Below are 21981 nucleotides of genomic sequence, written 5' to 3'. Positions count from 1 at the left end.
GTGATGCGTCGCCGTGCGACGTTGCTGCAAAGACTGCATATCGATGGCCCGTTGCTGATCCTGCTGCTGATCCTCGCCGCCGGCAGCCTGTTCGTGCTGTATTCGGCGAGCGGCAAAAGCTGGGATCTGCTCGGCAAACAGGCCACATCGTTTGGTATCGGCCTGGTCTCGATGATCGTTATCGCCCAGCTCGAACCGCGTTTCATGGCGCGCTGGGTGCCGCTCGGTTATGTGGTCGGTGTGGTGTTGCTGATGGTGGTGGACATCATGGGCCACAACGCCATGGGCGCCACACGCTGGATCAACATTCCCGGGGTGATTCGTTTCCAGCCCTCGGAGTTCATGAAGATCCTGATGCCGGCGACCATCGCCTGGTATCTGTCCAAACGCACCTTGCCGCCGCAGCTCAAGCACGTCGGCATCAGCCTGATGCTGATCGGCGTGCCGTTCGTGCTGATCGTGCGTCAGCCGGACCTCGGCACTTCGCTGCTGATCCTCGCGGGCGGTGCGTTCGTGCTGTTCATGGGCGGGCTGCGCTGGCGCTGGATTCTCAGCGTGCTGGCGGCGGCGATCCCGGTGTCGGTGGCGATGTGGTTTTTCATCATGCACGACTACCAGAAGCAGCGAATCCTCACATTCCTTGATCCTGAGAGCGATCCGCTGGGCACCGGCTGGAACATCATCCAGTCGAAAGCGGCGATCGGTTCCGGCGGTGTCTTCGGCAAGGGCTGGCTGCTCGGCACCCAGTCGCACCTGGACTTCCTGCCGGAAAGCCACACCGACTTCATCATTGCCGTACTCGGCGAAGAGTTCGGCCTGGTGGGCATCTGCGCGCTGCTATTGATCTATCTGTTGTTGATTGGCCGGGGGCTGGTGATTACCGCCCAGGCACAAACGCTGTTCGGCAAATTGCTCGCCGGTTCGTTGACCATGACGTTTTTTGTTTACGTTTTCGTCAACATCGGTATGGTCAGTGGCCTGTTGCCGGTCGTAGGGGTGCCGTTGCCGTTCATTAGCTACGGAGGAACTTCGCTGGTGACGCTGCTGTCAGCGTTTGGGGTTTTGATGTCGATCCATACCCATCGCAAGTGGATCGCACAGGTTTGAATAAGGTGAAGAGTTCAATGCAAGTAATGCGTGGCTGGGCGACTCGATGCGCGCCAGTGGTAGGCCTGATGGGCCTCCTGGGCAGCATGCAGGAGGCGCTGGCCGGCGAATACGAAGGCTCGCCTCAGGTGGCCGAGTTCGTCGGTGAAATGACCCGCGACTATGGTTTCGCCGGTGAGCAACTGATGGCGGTGTTCCGCGAGGCTCAGCGCAAGCAGGCGATTCTCGACGCCATTTCCAGGCCCGCCGAGCGCGTCAAGCAATGGAAAGAATACCGCCCGATGTTCATTACCGATGCGCGCATTGCCCGTGGTGTGGATTTCTGGCGTCAGCACGAGGCGACGCTGGCTCGCGCCGAACAGGAATACGGCGTACCGGCACAAGTCATCGTGTCGATCATTGGCGTTGAAACCTTTTTCGGACGTAATACCGGTAATTACCGGGTGATCGATGCGTTGTCCACGCTCGGTTTCGACTATCCTCCCCGTGCCGAATTTTTCCGCAAGGAACTGCGTGAGTTCCTGCTGCTGGCGCGTGAAGAGCAGGTCGATCCATTGACCCTCAAAGGCTCGTACGCCGGGGCCATGGGTTTGCCGCAGTTCATGCCGAGCAGCTTTCGCGCCTATGCGGTGGATTTCGACGGTGACGGCCACATCAATATATGGAACAACCCGGACGATGCGATCGGCAGCGTCGCGAGCTACTTCAAGCGTCACGGCTGGGTCGCCGGTGAGCCAGTGGTCAGCCGCGCCGATGTGCGTGGCGATCAGGTTGACGAAGGCCTGACCACCGGCATCGAGCCGACGAAGACGGTCGGAGAGTTGCGGGCGCTGGGCTGGTCAAGTCATGATGCGCTGCGCGATGATATGCCGGTGACTGCATTTCGCCTCGAAGGCGAGAACGGCCCTGAATACTGGATGGGCCTGAAGAATTTCTACGCGATCACGCGTTATAACCGCAGCGTGATGTACGCCATGGCCGTACATCAACTGTCTGAACAGCTGGTACAAGCACGGGGCGTCAAGTAATGCAGGCATTGCCTAACAATAAACCCCTGAAGCTGGTGGCATTCGCTGCGTTGGCAGTATTGGTCGCCAGTTGTTCGACCAGCCGTTCGCCAACGCCGAAAACCTCGAATACCGCTGTGCGTGCGCAGCCGGGTCTGGACATCAACCGTGCGCACAAAGACGGCGCACCGTGGTGGGACGTCGACGTATCGCGCATCCCCGATGCCACCCCGACCCTGCACACCGGCCCGTACAAGGCCAACCCGTACACCGTGCTGGGCAAAACCTACTTTCCGCTGCAGGAATCGAAGACCTACGTCGCTTCCGGCACAGCTTCCTGGTACGGCACCAAGTTTCATGGTCAGAACACCGCCAACGGCGAGGTCTACGACCTCTACGGCATGAGCGCCGCCCACAAGACTTTGCCATTGCCAAGTTACGTTCGGGTGACCAACCTGGACAACAACCGCACAGTGATCCTGCGGGTCAACGACCGTGGGCCGTTCTATTCCGATCGCATCATCGACTTGTCCTACGCCGCCGCGAAGAAACTCGGTTACGCCGAAACCGGCACCGCGCGGGTCAAGGTCGAAGGCATCGATCCGCAGCAATATTGGGCCGCCAAGGGCCGTCCGGCACCGTTGATGCTCAACGAGCCGCAGGTCGCGCAGAACAGCGCTCCGGTGATCACGGCGTCGGCCGGCACCGTCGAGCAATGGACGCCGCCACCGCAACAACATGCCTCTGACACCGTCCCCGTGCCGATGAGTGCAAAAAAAAACGCTTCTGCAACAGCAACTGGCCAGTATCTGCAGGTGGGCGCGTTCGCCAACCCGGACGCTGCAGAACTCCTGAGGTCGAAGCTCAGCGGGATGGTGAGCGCTCCGGTGTTCATCAGCTCGATCGTGCGCAATCAACAGACTCTGCACCGGGTACGCCTGGGGCCGATCGGCTCGCCGGGTGAAATTGCCCAGGTGCAGAACAGCGTGCGCCTGGCCAACCTTGGTTCGCCAAGCGTGGTCACCGAGTAAGTAAAACGTAGAACTTGATTGACGATTCACCAGCGATTGGGGGGTGAATCAGGTTGTTGGCTCGTCGAAGAACAAAAGCCCGGCAAGGGTGACTGGAGTGAGCAACTGAACACGCGATGGCTCGTTAGAAAGTCATCTGATTAAATTTTGTCCGCAAGGACAGTTTCCATTAGCGATTTCGAGAGACGGATGAACATCACCACCTTTGCCAAACGCCTGTGTCTGCTAGTCCCGCTGCTCCTCTCGCCAGCCGCCTTCGCGGCCGAGATGATGCCGTCGCCACCACAACTGGCCGCCAAAGCCTACGTTCTGATGGACGCCAGCAGCGGCAACGTGCTGGTCGAGAACAATGGCGACCAGCGTCTGCCACCGGCCAGCCTGACCAAACTGATGACCGCGTACATTGCTACGCTGGAAATCCGTCGTGGCCAGATCGGTGAAAACGATCCAGTGACCGTCAGCGAAAACGCCTGGCGCACCGGCGGTTCGCGGATGTTCATCAAAGTCGGCTCGCAGGTCACTGTCAGCGACTTGCTGCACGGCATCATCATTCAGTCCGGCAACGACGCCAGCGTTGCGCTGTCCGAGCACATCGCCGGTAGCGAAGATGCGTTCGCCGACCTGATGAACAAGACTGTGGCTGATCTGGGCATGACCAATTCCCACTTCATGAACCCGACCGGTCTGCCAAACCCTGAGCACTACTCGTCGGCTCACGACATGGCGATCCTGGCGCGCGCGATCATCCACGAAGACCCGGCTCACTACGCGATCTACTCGCAGAAAGAGTTCTTCTGGAACGGCATCAAGCAGCCTAACCGCAACCTGCTGCTGTGGCGCGACAAGACCGTCGACGGCCTGAAAACCGGTCACACCGACGAAGCCGGCTACTGCATGGTGTCCTCGGCTGTACGTGACGGCCAGCGCCTGATCGCCGTGGTGTTCGGCACCAACAGCGAAGTGGCCCGCGCCGCTGAAACCCAGAAGCTGCTGACTTATGGCTTCCGCTTCTTCGAAACCCAGACCTTCTATCAGAAGGGCACCGAACTGGCTCAGGCCCCGGTGTGGAAAGGCACCACCAATCAAGTCAAGGCCGGCCTGGCTGAAGACCTGACCATGACCCTGCCAAAAGGCCAGCTGAAGAAGCTCGCTGCGAGCATGACCATGAACCCGCAACTGGTTGCGCCAATCGCCAAGGGCGACGTGATCGGTAAAGTCGAAGTCAAACTGGAAGACAAGGTCGTGCACAGCGCTGACCTGATCGCTCTGGATGGCGTCGAGGAGGGTGGTATCTTCCGCCGCATGTGGGATAGCATCCGTCTATTCTTCTACGGCTTGTTCAACTGATTTGTGTTGACCTGCATGGCCCCGCCCCGATCCGGAGCGGGGCCATGCGCGTTATCACGGCTTGCGCTCAAGAGGCCGTTACGCCATGACCGATACCGAAGTAAAGGCGCCAAAGATCGAATTCCCCCAGACTGATTATCCGATTAAGGTGATCAGCGATACGGGCGTTGGCAACAAAGACAAGATCATCGACATCGTCAAGAAACACGCGGCCATCAATGATGAGCGCATCGACGAGCGTCAAAGCACCAACGGCAAGTACACCACTATCCAGTTGCACATCGTCGCGACCGATCAGGATCAGCTGTACAACATCAACAGCGAACTGCGGGCGACCGGTTTTGTGCACATGGTGCTGTGATGCCGGGCACGCTGGGCTTTCGTGAGCTCGGCCAGATGGCTTACGAGCCGGTCTGGCATGCCATGCAACGCTTTACCAACGAACGCGGCAGCGATGCCGCTGACGAAATCTGGCTCGTCGAACACCCGCCGGTGTTCACGCAGGGCCAGGCCGGCAAGGCCGAACATTTGCTGCTGCCGGGCGATATCCCGGTGGTACAGGTCGATCGCGGCGGGCAGGTGACATATCATGGCCCCGGCCAATTGGTGGCTTACCTGTTGCTGGACGTGCGCAAGCTGGGTTTCGGCGTACGTGATCTGGTCAGTCGCATGGAACAGTGCCTGATCGAACTGCTGGCCAGCTACGGCGTGACCGCCGCAGCCAAGCCAGATGCTCCCGGCGTCTATGTCGATGGAGCGAAAATCGCTTCTCTGGGTTTGCGGATTCGCCACGGTTGCTCCTTTCATGGCCTGGCCCTGAACGTGGATATGAACCTGGAACCGTTTCGACGGATTAATCCCTGCGGCTATGCCGGGCTGGCGATGACCCAGCTGAGCGACCATGCAGGATCGATTGAATTTGCCGAGGTAAGTGCCCGGCTGCGCGCGCAGCTCGTCAAACACCTCGACTATGCTGAGCAGACGACCCTGACGGGCGGAATCGACTGATATGACTACTGATGCAGTGCAAACCATGATCCCGACGCTCGACGTGACCGAGCGCCCGGCCCCGCGTCCCAAGGTAGAAGCCGGCGTCAAGCTGCGCGGCGCCGAGAAGGTTGCACGCATCCCGGTAAAGATCATTCCGACCACCGAACTGCCGAAGAAGCCTGACTGGATTCGTGTACGCATCCCGGTTTCGCCGGAAGTCGACCGGATCAAGAGCCTGCTGCGCAAACACAAGCTGCACAGCGTCTGCGAAGAAGCGTCCTGCCCGAACCTGGGTGAGTGCTTCTCCGGCGGCACCGCGACCTTCATGATCATGGGTGACATCTGCACCCGTCGCTGCCCGTTCTGCGACGTCGGCCACGGTCGTCCGAAGCCACTGGACGTCAACGAGCCGGAAAGCCTGGCCATCGCCATCGCCGACCTCAAGCTCAAGTACGTGGTGATCACCTCGGTTGACCGCGACGACCTGCGTGACGGCGGTGCCCAGCACTTTGCCGACTGCATCCGCGAAATCCGCAAGCTGTCGCCGAACGTGCAGCTGGAGACGCTGGTCCCGGATTACCGTGGCCGCATGGACGTTGCCCTGGAAATCACCGCCGCCGAGCCGCCGGATGTGTTCAACCACAACCTGGAAACCGTGCCGCGCCTGTACAAGGCTGCGCGTCCGGGTTCGGATTACCAGTGGTCGCTGACCTTGCTGCAACGCTTCAAGCAGATGATGCCGCACATTCCGACCAAGTCCGGCTTGATGCTGGGTCTGGGCGAGACCGACGAAGAAGTCATCGAAGTGATGAAGCGCATGCGCGAACACGACATCGACATGCTGACCCTCGGTCAGTACCTGCAACCGTCGCGCAGCCACTTGCCGGTACAGCGTTTCGTGCACCCAGACACCTTCGCCTGGTTCGCCGAGGAAGGTTACAAGATGGGCTTCAAGAACGTCGCTTCCGGCCCTCTGGTACGTTCTTCGTACCATGCCGACGAGCAGGCGAAGCTGGTCAAGGCTGAGTTGATGGGTTCCTGATTCAGCGCTGAATGAAAGATGCCCGCCGAGGCTTTGCAGCCCGGCGGGCATTTTTTTGCCTGTCCTACGCCAGACGCCGACTTTTCCTGCAACTTGCGGGGCGACGCAGCCTCTTCTGTTTGTCCCCGTTCCTGACTACTGTGTGTGCATGACTTCACACAGGGAGATCCATGGATGACCGTTCGACCGACCCATACCCTTTTTCCGCATAAGCCTGTGCCGGCGCTGCCGTCAGAAGGGCTGATCGGCGTGATCGCGCCGGCCGGTCCCGGTGCGCTGGATACCGACAAGGCAGTGCAATGGATGCGCGCCCGCGGTTATGGGCTGAAAGTATTTCCTGGCGTCTACGAGAAGGACGGCTATCTGGCTGGCAGCGATGACGTGCGCCTCAACGATCTGCACGCCGCGTTCGCCGACCCCGAAGTGGACGCGATCATCTGCCTGCGCGGTGGCTACGGTACGCCACGGCTGCTGGACCGCATCGACTACGATCTGCTGAGTCGCAACGCCAAGCCATTTGTCGGCTACAGCGACATCACCGCGCTGCACCTGGCCATCAGCCGCTACGCAGGGTTTGTGACCTTTCACGGGCCTTTGCTCAACGCCGATCTGCTCGGTGACAAGCAGCCGCCGACCGTCACTTCGTTCTTCGCCATGCTGCGCGGCCAGTTGAAGGCGGGGAGTGTGCTCAGTCATCCGGTGGCTTATCCGTTGACCACGGTGGAGTCCGGTATCGCCCATGGACGCTTGCTCGGCGGCAACCTGGCGATGATTGCCGCTACGTTAGGGACGCCTTACGAGATTGATGTCGAAGGGGTGATTCTGCTGATCGAAGATATCAACGAGCCGCTGTATCGCATCGACCGCTTGCTGACGCAGATGCGCCTGGCCGGCAAGCTGGCGAAGCTGCGCGGTGTGCTGGTCGGCGACGTGGCGGGAGTGGACGTCGCGGCACTGAATCGGTTGCTCAAGCAGACTTTTGCGCCGCTGCGGATTCCGGTGCTGTCGGGCTGGCGCAGCGGGCATTGCGATCCGAACCTGACGCTGCCGATGGGCGCGCTGGTGCGGCTGGACGCCGGCAAGAAGGAATTGATGCTCGAGCAGGATGTCGTGACCCGGTAAAGCAAAAGATCGCAGCCTGCGGCAGCTCCTACAAGTAACGCATTCCAATGTAGGAGCTGCCGCAGGCTGCGATCTTTTGATCTGGCTTTACTGCGTGCGCAGGCTTTCCAGCAACTTATGCGTCGGATAGCCGTCCGCCGGCCAGCCAAACGACTGCTGCGCACTGCGAATCGCCTTGCGCGTATTGGCGCCGATAATCCCGTCCGCCGTGCCCGCATCGTAATTGCGCGCGCTCAGCAGGTTCTGCAGCTCAATGCGCTCGCTGCGGCTCAGCGGCAGATCATCTTTCGGCCAGTTGCCACTGATCAAGCCGCCGCCATTGAAGCGCTCGGACAACAAGCTTACTGCCAACGCGTACGACGACGAATTGTTGTACTTGAGGATCGCCCGGAAGTTGTCGAGGATCAGGAATGCCGGCCCACGATAACCCGCCGGCAGCAGCAGGGCGGCAGACAGTTGCTCAGAGCCTGCTGGCACCTGACCGCCATTGGGCAGAGTCACGCCGAGTTGACGCCATTCGGCAACGCTCTTGCGAATCGCACCGTCAGCCAGTGTGTAGTTGAAACTGCTCGGCAGTTGCACTTCGAAGCCCCAAGGCTGACCGCGTTGCCAGCCAGAGCTTTGCAAGTAATGCGCAGTGGACGCCAGCGCGTCGGCCGGGCTGCCCCAGATGTCGCGCCGACCGTCACCGTCGAAGTCCACGGCGTGGGTGTTGTAGGTGGTCGGAATGAACTGGGTCTGGCCCATCGCGCCGGCCCAGGAGCCGAGCATCTTCTCCGGTGTGATATCGCCCTGTTGCAGGATCTGCAGCGCCGCGATCAATTGCGCATGGGCAAAGCCCGGACGGCGACCTTCGTAGGCCAGGGTGGCCAGCGAGTTGATCACCGATTTGCTGCCCTGGAACTGGCCGAAATTGCTTTCCATGCCCCATACCGAAACGAGCGCCTGACGGTCGACGCCATAACGCTGTTCGATGCTTTGCAGAATATCGGCGTACTGGTCGATCAAGGCCTGGCCTTTACGCACGCGCAGTGGCGATAGCGCGCCGTCGAGGTATTCCCACACCGGGCGAGAAAATTCTGGCTGGCTGCGGTCGGCGCGAATCACGCTGGCGTCGAAACTGACATTGGCGAAGGCGCGATCAAACAGCTCAGGACGAATCCCGGCGGCCAGTGCGTCCTTGCGGAAACCTGCCTGCCACTCGGCAAAGGTCTGGGTCGGCTGAAGATCGAGAGGGTCGGCGGACGGCACTACCGGCGGAATGATCGCTGGGGCCGTGGCGACTGGAGCGGCTTGAAGAGGTTGCGCGTCGGCGGCGGTGGGTTTTTCCGCACAGGCGACAAGCAGAACGAAGCTTGCTGCAGCGATCGAATGGCGAACAGGCCAACGACGGGAAAGACTTAGGGGCATGCACAGTTCCAGGGGAAACGAATCAGATGCAGACCTTAACATGACCGGGGGGTACTGCGCTTCAGGCAGCCAGAAAGTAAGAAGCCTCCCAGCTTTTAGACTGGAAGGCTTCGCGGCGGTAGCTGCCTTTGCCCTTGTTCGGTTGTTCCTGGCGGCTGCGGAACAGCGGTTGGGCGATGATGGATTTGGCCTTGTTGGGGCCATGTTTCGATGGCTTTTTGCTCATGAGGGTTCTCTCGTGTGAGTGGGTTTTGCGCGGCAAATAATCTGCTCATGCTAAACAAAAGTCAAAAGATCGCAGCGTGCCGCAGTTCCTACACCAATCTATGTAGGAGCTGCGGCACGCTGCGATCTTTTGATCTTATTCGGCAGGCAGTGAAAGTCGCTGGCCAGCCATCAACAACGCCAAGCGACTCAGGCTCATCCACGGCGAGCCGGTAGCCTGGCCTTTGATCTGCGCATCGATGCGCTGCGCTTCGAGCAACAGCTGTGCCCAGCGTTGCGCCGTATAGCGTTGCAAGGCTTTGCTCATCAGCGGTTTGCGCTTGTCCCAGACCGGTGGTTTTGCCTGGCTAAAGCACTTGTCCAGCGGCGTGCCCTGGCTGTACTGCAACGAGATATTGGCCAGCAGGCGCAACTCCCGCGCCAGCGCCCAGAGAATCACCGGTGGCTCGACGCCTTCACCGCGTAGCCCTTCGAGCATGCGCAGTGCATGGGTCGGTTCGCCGTTGAGTACGGCATCGGTCAGTCCGAAGACGTCGAAACGGGCACTGTCGGCCACTGCGGCCTGCACGGTTTCGACGGTGATCTGGCCACCTTCGGCCATCAACTTGAGCTTTTCGATTTCCTGCGCGGCCGCGAGCAAATTGCCCTCGACGCGTGCAGCAATCAATTCGACCGCGTCCTGGCTGGCCGACAAACCGGCCTGCGACAGGCGCTGCCGAATCCAGCTCGGCAACTGATTGGCGTCCACCGGCCAGATCTGGATGAACTGGGTCTGCTGACCTTCAACCAGTGCCTTGCCCCACTTGGTTTTCTGCGCGCTGCCATCGAGCTTGGGCAGGCTGATCAGCAGCACCGTGTCTTCGGCAGGGCGTGAGCAATATTCGATGAAGGCCGCGGCGCCTTTGTCACCGGGTTTGCCCGAAGGCAGGCGCAGTTCCAGCAGGCGTTTTTCCGCGAACAACGACATGCTCGCGCCGGCCTGCAGCAACGTGCCCCAATCGAAATTGGCGTCGGCAGCAAAGACCTGGCGTTCGTCGAAACCTTGCTGGCGAGCAGCACTGCGGATGGCGTCGGCAGCCTCCTGGCACAACAGCGGGTCATCGCCGCTGATGATGTAGACCGGCGCGAGGGCGCCTTGCAGGTGTTTACCGAGTTGAGCGGGAGCGAGCTTCATAAGAAATACCGAACGGGGCGCCTGAGCGCCCCGAACGTCTTACTGCTTGGGTATTTCGAGCGGCGACTGGCGCGGGGTTTCCGCTTCAGCCTTCTGTGCCGCTTGCAGCGCGTCGGCTTCAGCCTTGGCGCGGTCGTTGGCCGCTTGCTGCAGTTGCTCCAGTTGCGCCGGAGTCAGCTGTTGCAGGCGCAGCATCATGCGTTGAACCAGTTCGCGACGGGTTTCACGACGGGCGTCGTTGGCTTCCTGATCGGAGCCGACCAGGTTGTTGCCGTCGTGGATGAACACCTTCTGCACTTCGAGCTTGCTGCTCAGCAGGTTCAGGTTGTGTTCGCCAATGATGTCGTAGTTCAGGACGGTATTGACCTGATATTCGCCAGTACGGCCGGCACCGGCGTAGCTGAGAATACGCTGGTTTTCCTGCTCGTCAGCCAGGTACAGCTTGTACGGTGCACCGCTGTATACCTTGACGCCGCTGGACTCGAGCACCTGACGCAGCTCGGTGACGGTCTCGCCGTAGGCGTTGCGTGCGCTCAGGTCGAGCTCCTTGATCGTCAGTTCGGTGGTGCCAGTGCCACGCAGCTGGAAACCGCAGGCGCTCAGCAGAACAGCGAGGCCCATCACCAGCAGATTGCGTTTGATCATTGTGTTGCTCCCCTTGAAACCATGTGGGCCGACCTTGCGGCCCGAAAGGTTTTACAGTGCGTCAGGCGGACCTGACGCCCAATCCAATTTAGCTGGCGACGATGTTGACCAGTTTGCCCGGAACCACGATCACCTTGCGAATGGTCAGTCCGTCGACGAAACGCAGCACGTTTTCGTTGGTGCGCGCGGCGGCTTCGACTTCTTCGCGGGTGGCGCTGGCCGGCATTTCGATCTGGCCACGCAACTTGCCGTTGACCTGGATAACCAGGGTCAGGCTGTCCTGTACCAGTGCACTTTCGTCCACCGCCGGCCAGCCTGCGTCGATCACCGGTTCAGCATGACCCAATTGATTCCACAGCTCATGGCTGATGTGCGGAGTGATCGGTGCCAGCAGCAGCGTTACCGCTTCCAGGCCTTCCTGCAGCAGTGCGCGATCCTGTTCGGTGCCTTGCGCGGCTTTTTCCAGCACGTTCATCAGCGTCATCACCTGGGCGATGGCGGTGTTGAATTTGTGGTTCTGGCCGACGTCGTGGCTAGCCTGCTTGATGGCCAGGTGGATCGAACGGCGTACGGTTTTCTGCTCGTCGTTCAGGCCGGCGACATCCAGTTTGCCTGGCAAGCCCAGGGTCACGTGGGCTTGCGCCAGACGCCAGACGCGCTTGAGGAAACGGTGCGAACCTTCGACGCCGGAGTCGGACCATTCCGCGCTCATGTCAGGCGGCGAAGCGAACATCATGAACAGGCGGCAAGTGTCGGCGCCGAACTGATCGATCATCGACTGTGGGTCGACGCCGTTGTTCTTCGACTTGGCCATCTTCTCGGTGCCGCCGATTTCCACCGGCAGACCGTCGGATTTCAGCTTGGCGCTGATGACCTTGGCTTTGCTGTCACGCTCGAGTTCCACGTCCGCCGGGTTGAACCAGGTGTAGGCACCGTTGGCTTCGCGACGATAGTAGGTTTCGGCGATCACCATGCCTTGGGTCAGCAGGTTCTTGAACGGTTCGTTGGAACTCACCAGACCTTCATCGCGCATCAGCTTGTGGAAGAAGCGCGCGTAGAGCAGGTGCAGAATCGCGTGTTCGATACCGCCGATGTACTGGTCGACCGGCAGCCAGTGATCGGCTGCGGATTTTTCCACCAGGCCACCTTCAAAGTGCGGCGAGGCGTAACGGGCGTAGTACCACGACGACTCGACGAAGGTGTCCATGGTGTCGGTTTCACGCTTGGCAGGCTGGCCGCATTTCGGGCAGGTGCACTCGTAAAACTCAGGCATGCGCGCCAGCGGCGAACCGGCGCCGTCCGGCACCACGTCTTCCGGCAGGACGACAGGCAGTTGATCTTCCGGCACCGGCACGTCACCGCAAGTGTCGCAGTGGATGATCGGGATCGGGCAGCCCCAGTAACGCTGGCGGCTGATACCCCAGTCGCGCAGGCGGAACTGGGTGCGCGAGGCGCCGAGTTCTTTCTTGATCAGCGCGACTTCCATGGCATCGAACGCGCCAGCGAAGTCCAGACCGTCGAATTCGCCGGAGTTGATCAGCGTGCCGTGCTCGCCGTAGGCATCTTGCCACGGGGCCGGGTTGGTCTCGCCAGAGCTGGTACGCACCACCGATTTCACCGGCAGGCTGTACTTGTGGGCGAATTCGAAATCGCGCTCGTCGTGCGCCGGTACCGCCATTACAGCGCCATCGCCGTAGTGCATCAGTACATAGTTGGCGACCCACACCGGCAGCTTTTCACCCGTCAGCGGATGCTCGACGAACAGGCCGGTCGGCAGGCCTTTTTTCTCTTGCGTGGCGACGTCGGCTTCGGCAACGCTGCCGCCCTTGCATTCAGCGATGAACGCTTGCAGTTCAGGGTTGTTTTTCGCGGCCAGGGTGGCCAGCGGGTGCTCGGCAGCGACGGCGACATAGGTCGCGCCCATCAGGGTGTCGGGACGGGTAGTGAAGACTTTGAGAGTGCCGGCTTCGCCGATCGAGTCGACGTTGTACGGGAACTGCACTTCCATGCCGTGGGATTTGCCGATCCAGTTGCGCTGCATGGTCTTGACCTGTTCCGGCCAGCCAGTCAGTTCGTCGAGGCTCTCCAGCAGTTCATCCGCATAGGCGGTGATCTTGAAGTAGTACATCGGGATTTCGCGCTTTTCGATCAGCGCGCCGGAACGCCAGCCGCGACCGTCGATGACCTGTTCGTTGGCCAGAACGGTCTGGTCGACCGGGTCCCAGTTCACGGTGCCGTTTTTACGGTAGATCACACCTTTTTCGAACAGGCGAGTGAACAGCCATTGTTCCCAGCGGTAGTAATCCGGCTTGCAGGTGGTCACTTCGCGCGACCAGTCGACCGCGAGGCCAAGGCTGCGCAGTTGCGACTTCATGTAAGCGATGTTTTCGTAGGTCCACTTGGCGGGCGCTACGTTGTTTTTCATCGCGGCGTTTTCTGCCGGCATGCCGAAGGCGTCCCAACCCATCGGTTGCAGAACGTTCTTGCCTTGCATGCGCTGATAGCGGGAGATCACGTCGCCGATGGTGTAGTTGCGCACGTGCCCCATGTGTAGCTTGCCGCTGGGGTAAGGGAACATCGACAGGCAGTAGAAAGTTTCCTTGCCTGGCTGTTCACTGACTTCAAAGGACTTTTGCTCGTCCCAGAACGACTGGGCGGCGGCTTCAATTTCACGGGGCTGATATTGTTCGTGCATGGCTACTTTTGTACTGGATAGGGGTGGCCTAATCCTCTTCAACGCAGGTTCCGGGGTTGGCCCGGACGAGCTGGAAGTGGAATTACAGGAAGCGCCGTAGCATACATGACCGCGCTTGGCCTAGGGAAACCCTGATTACAGCTACATACGCCGCAATACATGTACCGGGGGCCGTTGGTCGCGGCGTACCGCCGGTTTGTACAGCGAAGCTAAGCTCTAACTGGGGAGTGAGTCTTATCTTCAATGAGGTGAGGGATGGTGGAGCAACGGAAAAAAAACGTAACGAAACCCGAGCTGTACGAAAGATTGATCGATCGTCTGGGTATGGCCCTGGACGCCGTAAAAACCGCTGACCGGCTGCGCGATGAGCGCCCCCTGGAACTGGAATTGCGTGGCTTGAGCCCCGCCGAGTTCAAACTGGTCAAGGCCTATCTGGATCGCAGTGAACGTGAAACGCATGGATGCCTCTCGCAAGCAGTGAAGCAGCTCGATGCAGCACATTCGGCCAAGGTCATCTGGCTCAAGGACAAGGCGCCCGGCAGAGACACCATGAAGGTTCGCTCTCTGCAGGCCAAGTAAGCGCATGGCAGGTCAAAAAACGGATCTTTTTCAACAGGATCCCAACCTATCGGTTGTCGCGTTTTATTAACCCACTTAGGCTTCGGGCATCTCTGGAGATGCCCGATGACCTTTCGTTATTTCATCAAACAACTTTTATTGCCTCCCGGCATTTTTTTATTGCTGCTGTTGGTCGCATGGTGGCTGCGTCGCTCACGCCCGCGCCTGGCCGGTGTGTGTTTTGCCATGGGTTTGGGCGGGTTCTGGCTGATGAGCCTGCCAGTCGTCGTGCAGTGGAGCGCCAAGGCGCTGGAGCGTGAACCGCCGTTGGCCCGCGCAGAGTGGGCGACGCTGGCACAACGCGCCGATGCGATTGTGGTGTTGGGTTCCGGGCGCGAACGGGGTGATCTCGCCTGGGGCGAGGATCAACCCACCGGTGTCGGGCTTGAGCGTCAGCGTTATGCGGCGCGGCTGGCCAAGGCGTCGGGCTTGCCGATCCTGACCAGCGGTGGTTTGCATTACGGCACGCCGCCGACCGAGGCGAAGTTGATGGCGGATTCGTTACTCGACGATTTCGGTGTAACGGTGCGCTGGCAGGAAGGTGAAAGCCGTACCACGTGGGAAAACGCCAAGTTCAGCGCCGATATTTTGTTGCCGCAGGGGATCAAGCGTGTGGTCGTGGTCACGCAGGCCTGGCACATGCCGCGTTCGGTGTGGAGTTTTCAGCAGGCAGGATTTGAAGTGGTGCCGGCGCCGGTGGGTTTTTTGGGCACTGATAACGCCCGACCGTTTGGTGGCTGGTTGCCGGAATTCAAATCGATCTGGCAGAGCGGGCAGTTGTTGAATGAAGCGGTGGGGCAGGTGGGGTATTCGCTGTTTTACCGCTGAAGAGCAAAAGATCGCAGCCTGCGGCAGCTCCTACATGAGATTTGTATTTTTCCCTGTAGGAGCTGCCGCAGGCTGCGATCTTTTGCTTTAAAGGGTTTTCGACATCCGGCTCGCCATCAGTGCCCAGCCAAACAGCAGCAAGCAGACAATCATCAGCGGCCACGAGCGATATTGCAGATACGGTGTCAGGTTGTGCATCGGCACCACTTCACCATACAAAATGCCCTGTTCGAACTGCGGAATCTGCTCGGTGATCTGCCCGAACGGGTTGATCAATCCGGTAACGCCGTTGTTGGTCGCACGGATCATCCAGCGACCGGCCTCAAGCGCACGCATCTGCGCCATCTGCAAATGTTGCAGGGGGCCAATCGAGGTGCCGAACCAGGTGTCGTTACTGATCGTCAGCAACAGATCGCTGCGTGCCGACAGACCGGCGGCGAAATCCGGGTACACCACTTCGTAACAGATGAACGGCGCAATCTGATAACCCTTCGCTTGCAGCAGCGCCTGATCGGCCGGGCCGCGAGCGAAGTCGGACATCGGCAAATCAAAGAACGCGATCAAGCCACGCAGGATGTCCTGCAACGGCACGTATTCACCGAACGGCACCAATTTCTGCTTCAGGTAAGTGCCATCGCCTTCGCCCACCACAGTGATGCCGTTGAAGAAGCGTCGTTCGTGACGAACCGTTTCGCGAATCGGCACGCCGGTGATCAGCGCCGATTTACGCTCGGCGGCAAAGTTACCCATCATGCTCAGGTAGCCCTCGGCGGACTCCTTGAGCACCGGCACGGCGGTTTCTGGCCAGATCAGCAAGTCGACCGGTTTTGAACGAAAGCTCAAATCGCGGTACAGCGCCAATTGCGCATTGAGCTCGGCCGGATCCCATTTCATGCTTTGTGCAACGTTGCCCTGAATCGCCGCAACGCTTAATGGTGCGCCGGACGGGCTGGTCCAGGCGTGGCCCTTGAGCGCAATACCGGCGATCCACGGCCCGATCAACAGCAGCAGGCCGGCAACGACGAACCCTTTACGACCGCTTTGCAGCAAGCGCGGCGCGTTGTAGATCAGCGCCGCCGTCAATGCCAGAACGAACCCTACCAGCCACATACCGCCGACTGGCGCGAGCCCCGACAGCGGGCCGTCGAGCTGGCTGTAACCCGAGTACAGCCACGGGAAACCGGTAAGAAACCAGCCACGAAACATTTCCTGAGCCACCCACAGCGCGGCAAATGCCAAGGCATCGGCCACCGGAGCCTCGTTACGGCGCAACCAGCGCGCCCAAATCCAGGCGGGCAGGGCGAAGAACCAGGCAATCGCGGCGGTAAACAGCAGCATCAGGAACCCGGCCAGCAGCACCGAAGCGCCGCCGAAATGGTGAATGCTGTAATAGATCCAGCTGGTGCCGGCGCCGAACAGGCCAAAACCGAAGCACCAGCCACGGCCCAGTGCCTGACGCGGACTCAGCTCGCGCAAACCGGCATAGAACAGACCGACCGCGAGCAAAGCCAGCGGCCAGATATTGAACGGTGCCAGAGCGAAGGTGGTGATTGCACCGGCCGCCACGGCCAGCAGATTACCGGGCCAGCCGGGGCGGGTTGTCCAGCGCATTTCAGTCCTTAGATTTTTTACCGGGCGATTGGGGTCAGTCGCAGCAAGTGAATCCGACGGCTGTCGGCGTTCAGGATGCGGAAACGATAGGCGCCGATTTCAGTGATTTCGTTGCGTTTTGGCAAGTGCCCGAACGCGCTCATCACCAGACCGCCGACGGTGTCGAACTCGTCGTCGGAGAACTCGCTGTCGAAGAACTCGTTGAAGTTCTCGATCGGCGTCAACGCCTTGATCAGGAAGTCGCCACTGGGCAGCGGTTTGATGTAGCTGTCCTCTTCGACGTCGTGCTCGTCTTCGATGTCGCCGACGATCTGTTCCAGCACGTCTTCGATGGTCACCAGACCTGCCACACCGCCGTATTCGTCGATGACGATGGCCATGTGGTTGTGGTTGGCGCGGAATTCACGCAGCAACACGTTCAAGCGCTTGGACTCCGGCACGAACGTGGCCGGGCGCAGCAGATCCTTGATGTTGAAGCTGTCGCCGTTTTCCTTGAGGATCAGCGGCAGCAGATCCTTGGCCAGCAGCACGCCCATCACATCGTCATGGCTTTCGCCGATGACCGGATAGCGCGAGTGGGCCGAGTCGACCACGGCCGGGAGGAATTCACGCGGTGTCTGGGTCGCCTTGATGCTGATCATCTGCGAGCGCGGCACCATGATGTCGCGTACTTGCAGGTCAGCTACCTGAATGGCGCCTTCGACGATGGCCAGCGCTTCGCTGTCCAGCAGTTTGTTCTGATGTGCATCACGCAGCAGCTCGAGGAGCTCCTGACGGTTCTTCGGCTCGTGGGCAAAAGCCTGGGTCAGTTTACCCAGCCATGACTTCTGCCCGTTGCTCGATCGATCTTCGCTCATAGCGATTACTCTGAATCCTTTGTTGTAACGATAGGGGATGTTTCGGTTTCGTCGTCCGCGTACGGATCGGGATAACCCAATTCGGCAAGCAACTCGCGTTCCAGTGCTTCCATTTCTTCGGCTTCCTCGTCATCTATATGGTCGTAACCGAGCAGATGCAAGCAACCGTGAATGACCAGATGTGCCCAATGGGCCTTTAGTTCCTTGCCTTGCTCGGCAGCTTCACGCTCGACCACGGCCACGCAGATCACCAGATCGCCGAGCAGCGGGATATCGAGAAACTCGTCGGGCACTTCGGCAGGGAACGACAGGACGTTGGTCGCGTAATCCTTATGGCGCCAGGTGTGATTGAGCTCGCGGCCTTCTTCCTCGTCGACCAGACGAATGGTCATTTCCGAGTCGGCGGTGCGCTGGCGCAGGGCCAGTTCGCACCACAGACGAAAGTCGGCCTCACTCGGCGCGTGCGCTTCGGTCGCGATTTGCAGGTCTAGCTCAAGCATTTCGCGAGGTTTCCTTGGGTGCTTCGTCACGGTTTTCGAAGCGCTCATAGGCTTCGACGATCCGCTGGACCAAAGGATGGCGCACGACGTCTTTAGGCTGGAAGTGGGTGAAGCTGATGCCTGGCACGTCTTTCAGCACTTCGATCACATGGTGCAGGCCTGACTTGGTGCCTTTCGGCAAGTCGACCTGGGTAATGTCACCGGTGATGACGGCCGTAGAGCCAAAGCCGATACGGGTGAGGAACATCTTCATCTGTTCGACGGTGGTGTTCTGGCTCTCGTCGAGGATGATGAAGCTGTTGTTCAGCGTGCGACCGCGCATGTAGGCCAGCGGCGCGACTTCGATCACCTGGCGCTCGATCAGCTTGGCCACGTATTCAAAACCGAGCATCTCGTAGAGCGCGTCGTAGAGCGGGCGCAGGTACGGGTCGATCTTCTGCGACAGGTCGCCGGGCAGGAAGCCGAGTTTTTCACCGGCTTCAACCGCCGGGCGCACCAGCAGGATGCGGCGGATCTGCTCGCGTTCCAGTGCATCGACGGCGCACGCCACGGCCAGATAGGTCTTGCCGGTACCGGCCGGACCGATGCCGAAGTTGATGTCGTTGCCGAGGACTTCCTTCACATAGCGCAACTGATTCAAGCCGCGTGGGCGAATCATGCCTTTCTTGGTGCGCAGGGCGACGGAGGCTTCGGCGGGGGCGTGGTTGTCCAGCTCGACGACGGCTGATTCCTGCAGGAACAGGTGCACGAGGTCCGGCGACAGCTCGGTACCCTTGGTTTCCCGGTACAGGCGGCGCAGCAGGTTTTCCGCAGACGTGGTGTGCTTGGGGTCGCCGATCAGCTCGAACTGGTTTCCGCGGTTGCGGATCTCGATGGTCAGGCGCTGTTCGATCAAGCGCAAATGCTCGTCGAATTGCCCGCACAGATTGGCGAAGCGGCGTGCCTCAAAGGGCTCGAGAATAAAACGATGTGGTTCTATGGGTGCGTTCAAGGTCGTATTTAGCCGCCCTGGGGCAATTAAGATGAAATCAAGGATAACGCCAGAGGCCTGGGTGCGAAAGCTCTTAAATATTCTTGGCGTCGAGACCGTCAAGATCGCAGCCTTCGGCAGCTCCTACAGGAGAATGCGATCCATGTAGGAGCTGCCGAAGGCTGCGATCTTTTGCTGTTACTGAATCAGCGAGCCACGCAGCGAGTGCGGTTGTGCCGCGTCGATGTGCACGTCGGCGAACTGGCCAATCAGGGTTGGATTGTCGCAGCGGAAGTTGACGATACGATTATTCTCGGTACGCCCTTGCAGCTCGCCCGGGTCTTTCTTCGAATAATCGGTCACCAGAATGCGCTGAACGGAACCGACCATTTGTCGGCTGATCTCGAAGCCTTGCTGATTCAGGCGATGTTGCAGCGCGTTCAGGCGCTCCTTCTTCAACTCTTCCGGGGTCTCGTCGGCCAGATCGGCAGCCGGTGTGCCCGGACGCTGGCTATAAACGAAAGAGTAAGAGAAGTCGAAACCGACGTCGGCAATCAGCTTCATGGTCTGTTCGAAATCTTTCTCGGTCTCGCCGGGGAAACCGACGATGAAGTCCGAGCTGATGCAGATCCCCGGCACGGCGGCACGCAGTTTGCGCAGCTTGGATTTGTACTCCAGCGCGGTGTGGTTGCGTTTCATCGCCGCGAGAATCCGGTCGGAACCCGATTGCACCGGTAAATGCAGATGCTTGACCAGTTCCGGCACGTCGGCGTGGGCCTGGATCAGGCTGTCGGAGAACTCCAACGGGTGCGAAGTGGTGTAGCGAATGCGGTCGATGCCATCGATGGCGGCGACAACGCGAATCAGTTCGGCAAGATCAGCCAGGCGACCGTCATGGGTGGTACCGCGATAGCCGTTGACGTTCTGCCCGAGCAAGGTCACTTCACGCACGCCGTTTTCGGCAAGGTGGATGACTTCGGCGATCACGTCGTCGAACGGCCGGCTGACTTCTTCACCACGGGTGTAAGGCACCACGCAGAACGTGCAGTATTTGCTGCAACCTTCCATCACCGACACGTAAGCGCTCGGGCCATCAATGCGCGGCTCGGGCAGGTGGTCGAATTTTTCGATTTCCGGGAACGACACGTCGACTTGCGGCAGTTTGGTGATGCGCGCAGCGTCGATCATTTCCGGCAGGCGGTGCAGGGTCTGCGGGCCGAAGACTACGTCGACGTAAGGGGCGCGATCGCGGATTGCCGCGCCTTCCTGGCTGGCCACGCAACCGCCGACGGCGATCACCATGTCCGGGTTGGCCAGTTTCAGTTCGCGCCAGCGACCCAGCTGCGAATACACGCGATCTTGCGCGCGCTCGCGAATCGAGCAGGTGTTGAGCAGAATCACGTCGGCGTCTTCCGCGCGTGCGGTGACTTCCAGGGCCTGATGTTCACCCAGCAGATCGACCATGCGCGAGCTGTCGTACTCGTTCATCTGGCAACCGTGGGTTTCGATGTAAAGCTTCTTGGCCATGGATTAGTGTCGTCACGTGATTCAAAGAACCCGGCATTATAGGGAACAAGCCCTCAGGTTCCTACCGCTGTGCGTCCGGAGGCTATGCTATAGTTTGCGCCCTCATTTTTATCCCCGATGTTATCCCCCCGCCATGACCAAACGCGAAGCTCCAATCTATAAGGTGATTTTCCTCAACCAGGGCCAGGTGTTCGAAATGTACGCCAAGCAGATCTATCAAAGTGATCTGTGGGGCTTTCTGGAAGTGGAAGAGTTCGTCTTTGGCGAGCGCACGCAAGTGGTCGTCGACCCGAGCGAAGAAAAGCTCAAGGCGCAGTTCGAAGGCGTGGTACGCAGCTTTGTGCCGATGCATTCGATCGTGCGCATCGACGAAGTGGAACGTCTGGGCACCCCGAAAATCAGCGAAGCCCGTGGTGCGGTCGGCAATGTGATGCCGTTTCCGATGCCGATGCCTGAGAAGTAAGCCGTTCAGATGATCGTTCCCACGCTCTGCGTGGGAATGCCGCCTTCGACGCTCTGCGTCGGTGACGCGGAGCGTCACGGGATGAATTCCCACGCAGAGCGTGGGAACTATCGCTGATCAGGGAAGAGGCGAGAACGGTGTACGCCCATCGGCGCTCTGCAATTCCATCAGGTATTTACGGAAAATTTGCCCGAGCACCTGCGTGGCGGTCTCGAGGTCTTCGCGGGACATCTTTTCGGAAACTTCGTCGGCCGTGTCCAGCGCATCTTCAGCGCCGTTGACCGCAGCCATTTTCAAAACGATGTACGCCTGAATATTGTTGGCCTGCACGCCTTCACCGTGGAAGAACATGGTGCCCAGTTTGAATTGCGCCTGAGCGTGGCCTTGCAACGAGGCTTTTTCGAAATAGCTCAGGGCTTGATTGAGGTCGCGCGGCGCATTCTTGCCGTCGTAGTAGAACTCACCCAACTCGTATTGCGCTTGCGCATCCCCTTCGTCCGCCGCTTTCTGGCAGGCGGCCAGTGCCTGCGTGACGTCTTGCGGCTGAGTATTGAGGGTGCAACGACCCATCGCCGGGATCAACAACGAGTTGCCGCCTGCTTGTGCATGCGCGAGCAGGGGCTGAAGGAGCAACAGGCAGCCCAAGGCAAGGGTGCGGCCGGTGCGGTTCATGGGAATCGACTTACCTCTGAAGGGCACGCGGACCCATCGAGGGATCCAATAAGCGCGCATTATGAAATAAGCAGGGCCAACCTTACAAAGTCTTTACTCGTTTTTCTGCTGCGCGGGGAATATATCGCCCACTTTATGAG

Annotated in this window: 22 protein-coding genes; 11 read left to right on the top strand and 11 right to left on the bottom strand. The window is 59.8% G+C overall.

What is annotated here, in order from left to right; all coding sequences use genetic code 11:
• Positions 1-3: 3 nt before the first annotated feature.
• The 8 genes from rodA to QOL84_RS23530 all read left to right on the top strand — a co-directional run bounded on the left by rodA (position 4) and on the right by QOL84_RS23530 (position 7646).
• Positions 4-1107, top strand: coding sequence for a rod shape-determining protein RodA (rodA, locus tag QOL84_RS23565; RefSeq protein ID WP_164979482.1), 1104 nt, complete (start codon positions 4-6; stop codon positions 1105-1107).
• Positions 1108-1124: 17 nt separating this feature from the next.
• Positions 1125-2135, top strand: coding sequence for a lytic murein transglycosylase B (gene mltB, locus QOL84_RS23560; RefSeq protein WP_283438787.1), 1011 nt, complete (start codon positions 1125-1127; stop codon positions 2133-2135).
• Positions 2135-3145, top strand: coding sequence for a septal ring lytic transglycosylase RlpA family protein (locus QOL84_RS23555; protein WP_129395666.1), 1011 nt, complete (start codon positions 2135-2137; stop codon positions 3143-3145). Before mltB ends, QOL84_RS23555 begins: the two co-directional genes overlap by 1 nt.
• 189 nt (positions 3146-3334) lie before the next feature.
• Positions 3335-4492 (top strand): D-alanyl-D-alanine carboxypeptidase family protein, encoded by a 1158-nt coding sequence (locus tag QOL84_RS23550; protein ID WP_129395665.1) that lies wholly within the window; start codon positions 3335-3337, stop codon positions 4490-4492.
• An 85-nt stretch (positions 4493-4577) separates the two neighbouring features.
• A complete protein-coding gene (locus tag QOL84_RS23545) occupies positions 4578-4853 on the top strand; it encodes a DUF493 domain-containing protein (protein WP_129395664.1) in 276 nt (91 codons plus the stop codon).
• On the top strand, positions 4853-5500 hold the full coding sequence (gene lipB, locus QOL84_RS23540; RefSeq protein WP_127929905.1) for a lipoyl(octanoyl) transferase LipB: 648 nt from the start codon (positions 4853-4855) through the stop codon (positions 5498-5500). The genes QOL84_RS23545 and lipB overlap by 1 nt, the downstream gene beginning before the upstream one ends.
• Positions 5501-5525: 25 nt before the next feature.
• Complete coding sequence (lipA, locus tag QOL84_RS23535) at positions 5526-6524, top strand: lipoyl synthase (protein ID WP_161806657.1); 999 nt, start codon at positions 5526-5528, stop codon at positions 6522-6524.
• A 174-nt stretch (positions 6525-6698) separates the two neighbouring features.
• Entirely contained in the window at positions 6699-7646 is a 948-nt protein-coding gene (locus tag QOL84_RS23530; RefSeq protein ID WP_283438786.1) for a S66 peptidase family protein, read from the top strand.
• 87 nt (positions 7647-7733) lie between these two features.
• Here QOL84_RS23530 and QOL84_RS23525 read toward each other — a convergent pair whose 3' ends face one another.
• The 5 genes from QOL84_RS23525 to leuS all read right to left on the bottom strand — a co-directional run bounded on the left by QOL84_RS23525 (position 7734) and on the right by leuS (position 13795).
• On the bottom strand, positions 7734-9056 hold the full coding sequence (locus QOL84_RS23525; protein WP_283438785.1) for a lytic murein transglycosylase: 1323 nt from the start codon (positions 9054-9056) through the stop codon (positions 7734-7736).
• 61 nt (positions 9057-9117) lie between these two features.
• Complete coding sequence (gene arfA, locus QOL84_RS23520) at positions 9118-9282, bottom strand: alternative ribosome rescue factor ArfA (RefSeq protein WP_283438784.1); 165 nt, start codon at positions 9280-9282, stop codon at positions 9118-9120.
• A gap of 135 nt (positions 9283-9417) precedes the next feature.
• Positions 9418-10455, bottom strand: a complete 1038-nt coding sequence (holA, locus tag QOL84_RS23515; protein ID WP_283438783.1) for a DNA polymerase III subunit delta — start codon at positions 10453-10455, stop codon at positions 9418-9420.
• A gap of 39 nt (positions 10456-10494) precedes the next feature.
• Positions 10495-11100, bottom strand: a complete 606-nt coding sequence (locus QOL84_RS23510; RefSeq protein ID WP_283438782.1) for an LPS-assembly lipoprotein LptE — start codon at positions 11098-11100, stop codon at positions 10495-10497.
• An 88-nt stretch (positions 11101-11188) separates the two neighbouring features.
• Positions 11189-13795: a leucine--tRNA ligase gene (gene leuS, locus QOL84_RS23505; RefSeq protein WP_283438781.1), complete on the bottom strand. Its 2607-nt coding sequence runs from the start codon at positions 13793-13795 to the stop codon at positions 11189-11191.
• 255 nt (positions 13796-14050) lie between these two features.
• Here leuS and QOL84_RS23500 point away from each other — a divergent pair, with 255 nt between their 5' ends.
• Together QOL84_RS23500 and QOL84_RS23495 are read left to right on the top strand one after the other, a co-directional pair.
• Positions 14051-14374: a hypothetical protein gene (locus QOL84_RS23500; protein ID WP_283438780.1), complete on the top strand. Its 324-nt coding sequence runs from the start codon at positions 14051-14053 to the stop codon at positions 14372-14374.
• Positions 14375-14479: 105 nt separating this feature from the next.
• A complete protein-coding gene (locus QOL84_RS23495; protein WP_283438779.1) occupies positions 14480-15241 on the top strand; it encodes a YdcF family protein in 762 nt (253 codons plus the stop codon).
• Between the two features lie 87 nt (positions 15242-15328).
• Here the strand turns inward: QOL84_RS23495 and lnt are convergent, their stop codons facing one another.
• The 5 genes from lnt to miaB all read right to left on the bottom strand — a co-directional run bounded on the left by lnt (position 15329) and on the right by miaB (position 20706).
• On the bottom strand, positions 15329-16852 hold the full coding sequence (lnt, locus tag QOL84_RS23490) for an apolipoprotein N-acyltransferase (RefSeq protein WP_283438778.1): 1524 nt from the start codon (positions 16850-16852) through the stop codon (positions 15329-15331).
• A gap of 17 nt (positions 16853-16869) precedes the next feature.
• A complete protein-coding gene (locus QOL84_RS23485; RefSeq protein ID WP_007909641.1) occupies positions 16870-17709 on the bottom strand; it encodes a CorC family transporter in 840 nt (279 codons plus the stop codon).
• A 5-nt stretch (positions 17710-17714) separates the two neighbouring features.
• Complete coding sequence (gene ybeY / locus QOL84_RS23480) at positions 17715-18209, bottom strand: rRNA maturation RNase YbeY (RefSeq protein ID WP_283438777.1); 495 nt, start codon at positions 18207-18209, stop codon at positions 17715-17717.
• Entirely contained in the window at positions 18202-19200 is a 999-nt protein-coding gene (locus tag QOL84_RS23475; RefSeq protein WP_129395653.1) for a PhoH family protein, read from the bottom strand. The genes ybeY and QOL84_RS23475 overlap by 8 nt, the downstream gene beginning before the upstream one ends.
• A 177-nt stretch (positions 19201-19377) precedes the next feature.
• Positions 19378-20706 (bottom strand): tRNA (N6-isopentenyl adenosine(37)-C2)-methylthiotransferase MiaB, encoded by a 1329-nt coding sequence (miaB, locus tag QOL84_RS23470; protein ID WP_122592708.1) that lies wholly within the window; start codon positions 20704-20706, stop codon positions 19378-19380.
• Between the two features lie 133 nt (positions 20707-20839).
• Between miaB and QOL84_RS23465 the strand changes: the two genes are divergently transcribed.
• The gene (locus QOL84_RS23465; protein WP_003185742.1) at positions 20840-21169 is read left to right on the top strand and encodes a DUF1820 family protein; all 330 of its coding nucleotides are present in this window, start codon (positions 20840-20842) and stop codon (positions 21167-21169) included.
• A gap of 117 nt (positions 21170-21286) precedes the next feature.
• Here the strand turns inward: QOL84_RS23465 and QOL84_RS23460 are convergent, their stop codons facing one another.
• A complete protein-coding gene (locus QOL84_RS23460) occupies positions 21287-21841 on the bottom strand; it encodes a tetratricopeptide repeat protein (protein ID WP_003228518.1) in 555 nt (184 codons plus the stop codon).
• Between the last annotated feature and the right edge of the window lie 140 nt (positions 21842-21981).

Source organism: Pseudomonas helmanticensis (assembly GCF_900182985.1).
Taxonomy (GTDB): Bacteria; Pseudomonadota; Gammaproteobacteria; order Pseudomonadales; family Pseudomonadaceae; genus Aquipseudomonas; species Aquipseudomonas helmanticensis.
Note: the sequence above shows the minus strand (reverse complement) of the source record. Positions and strands in the feature narration are given on the sequence as shown.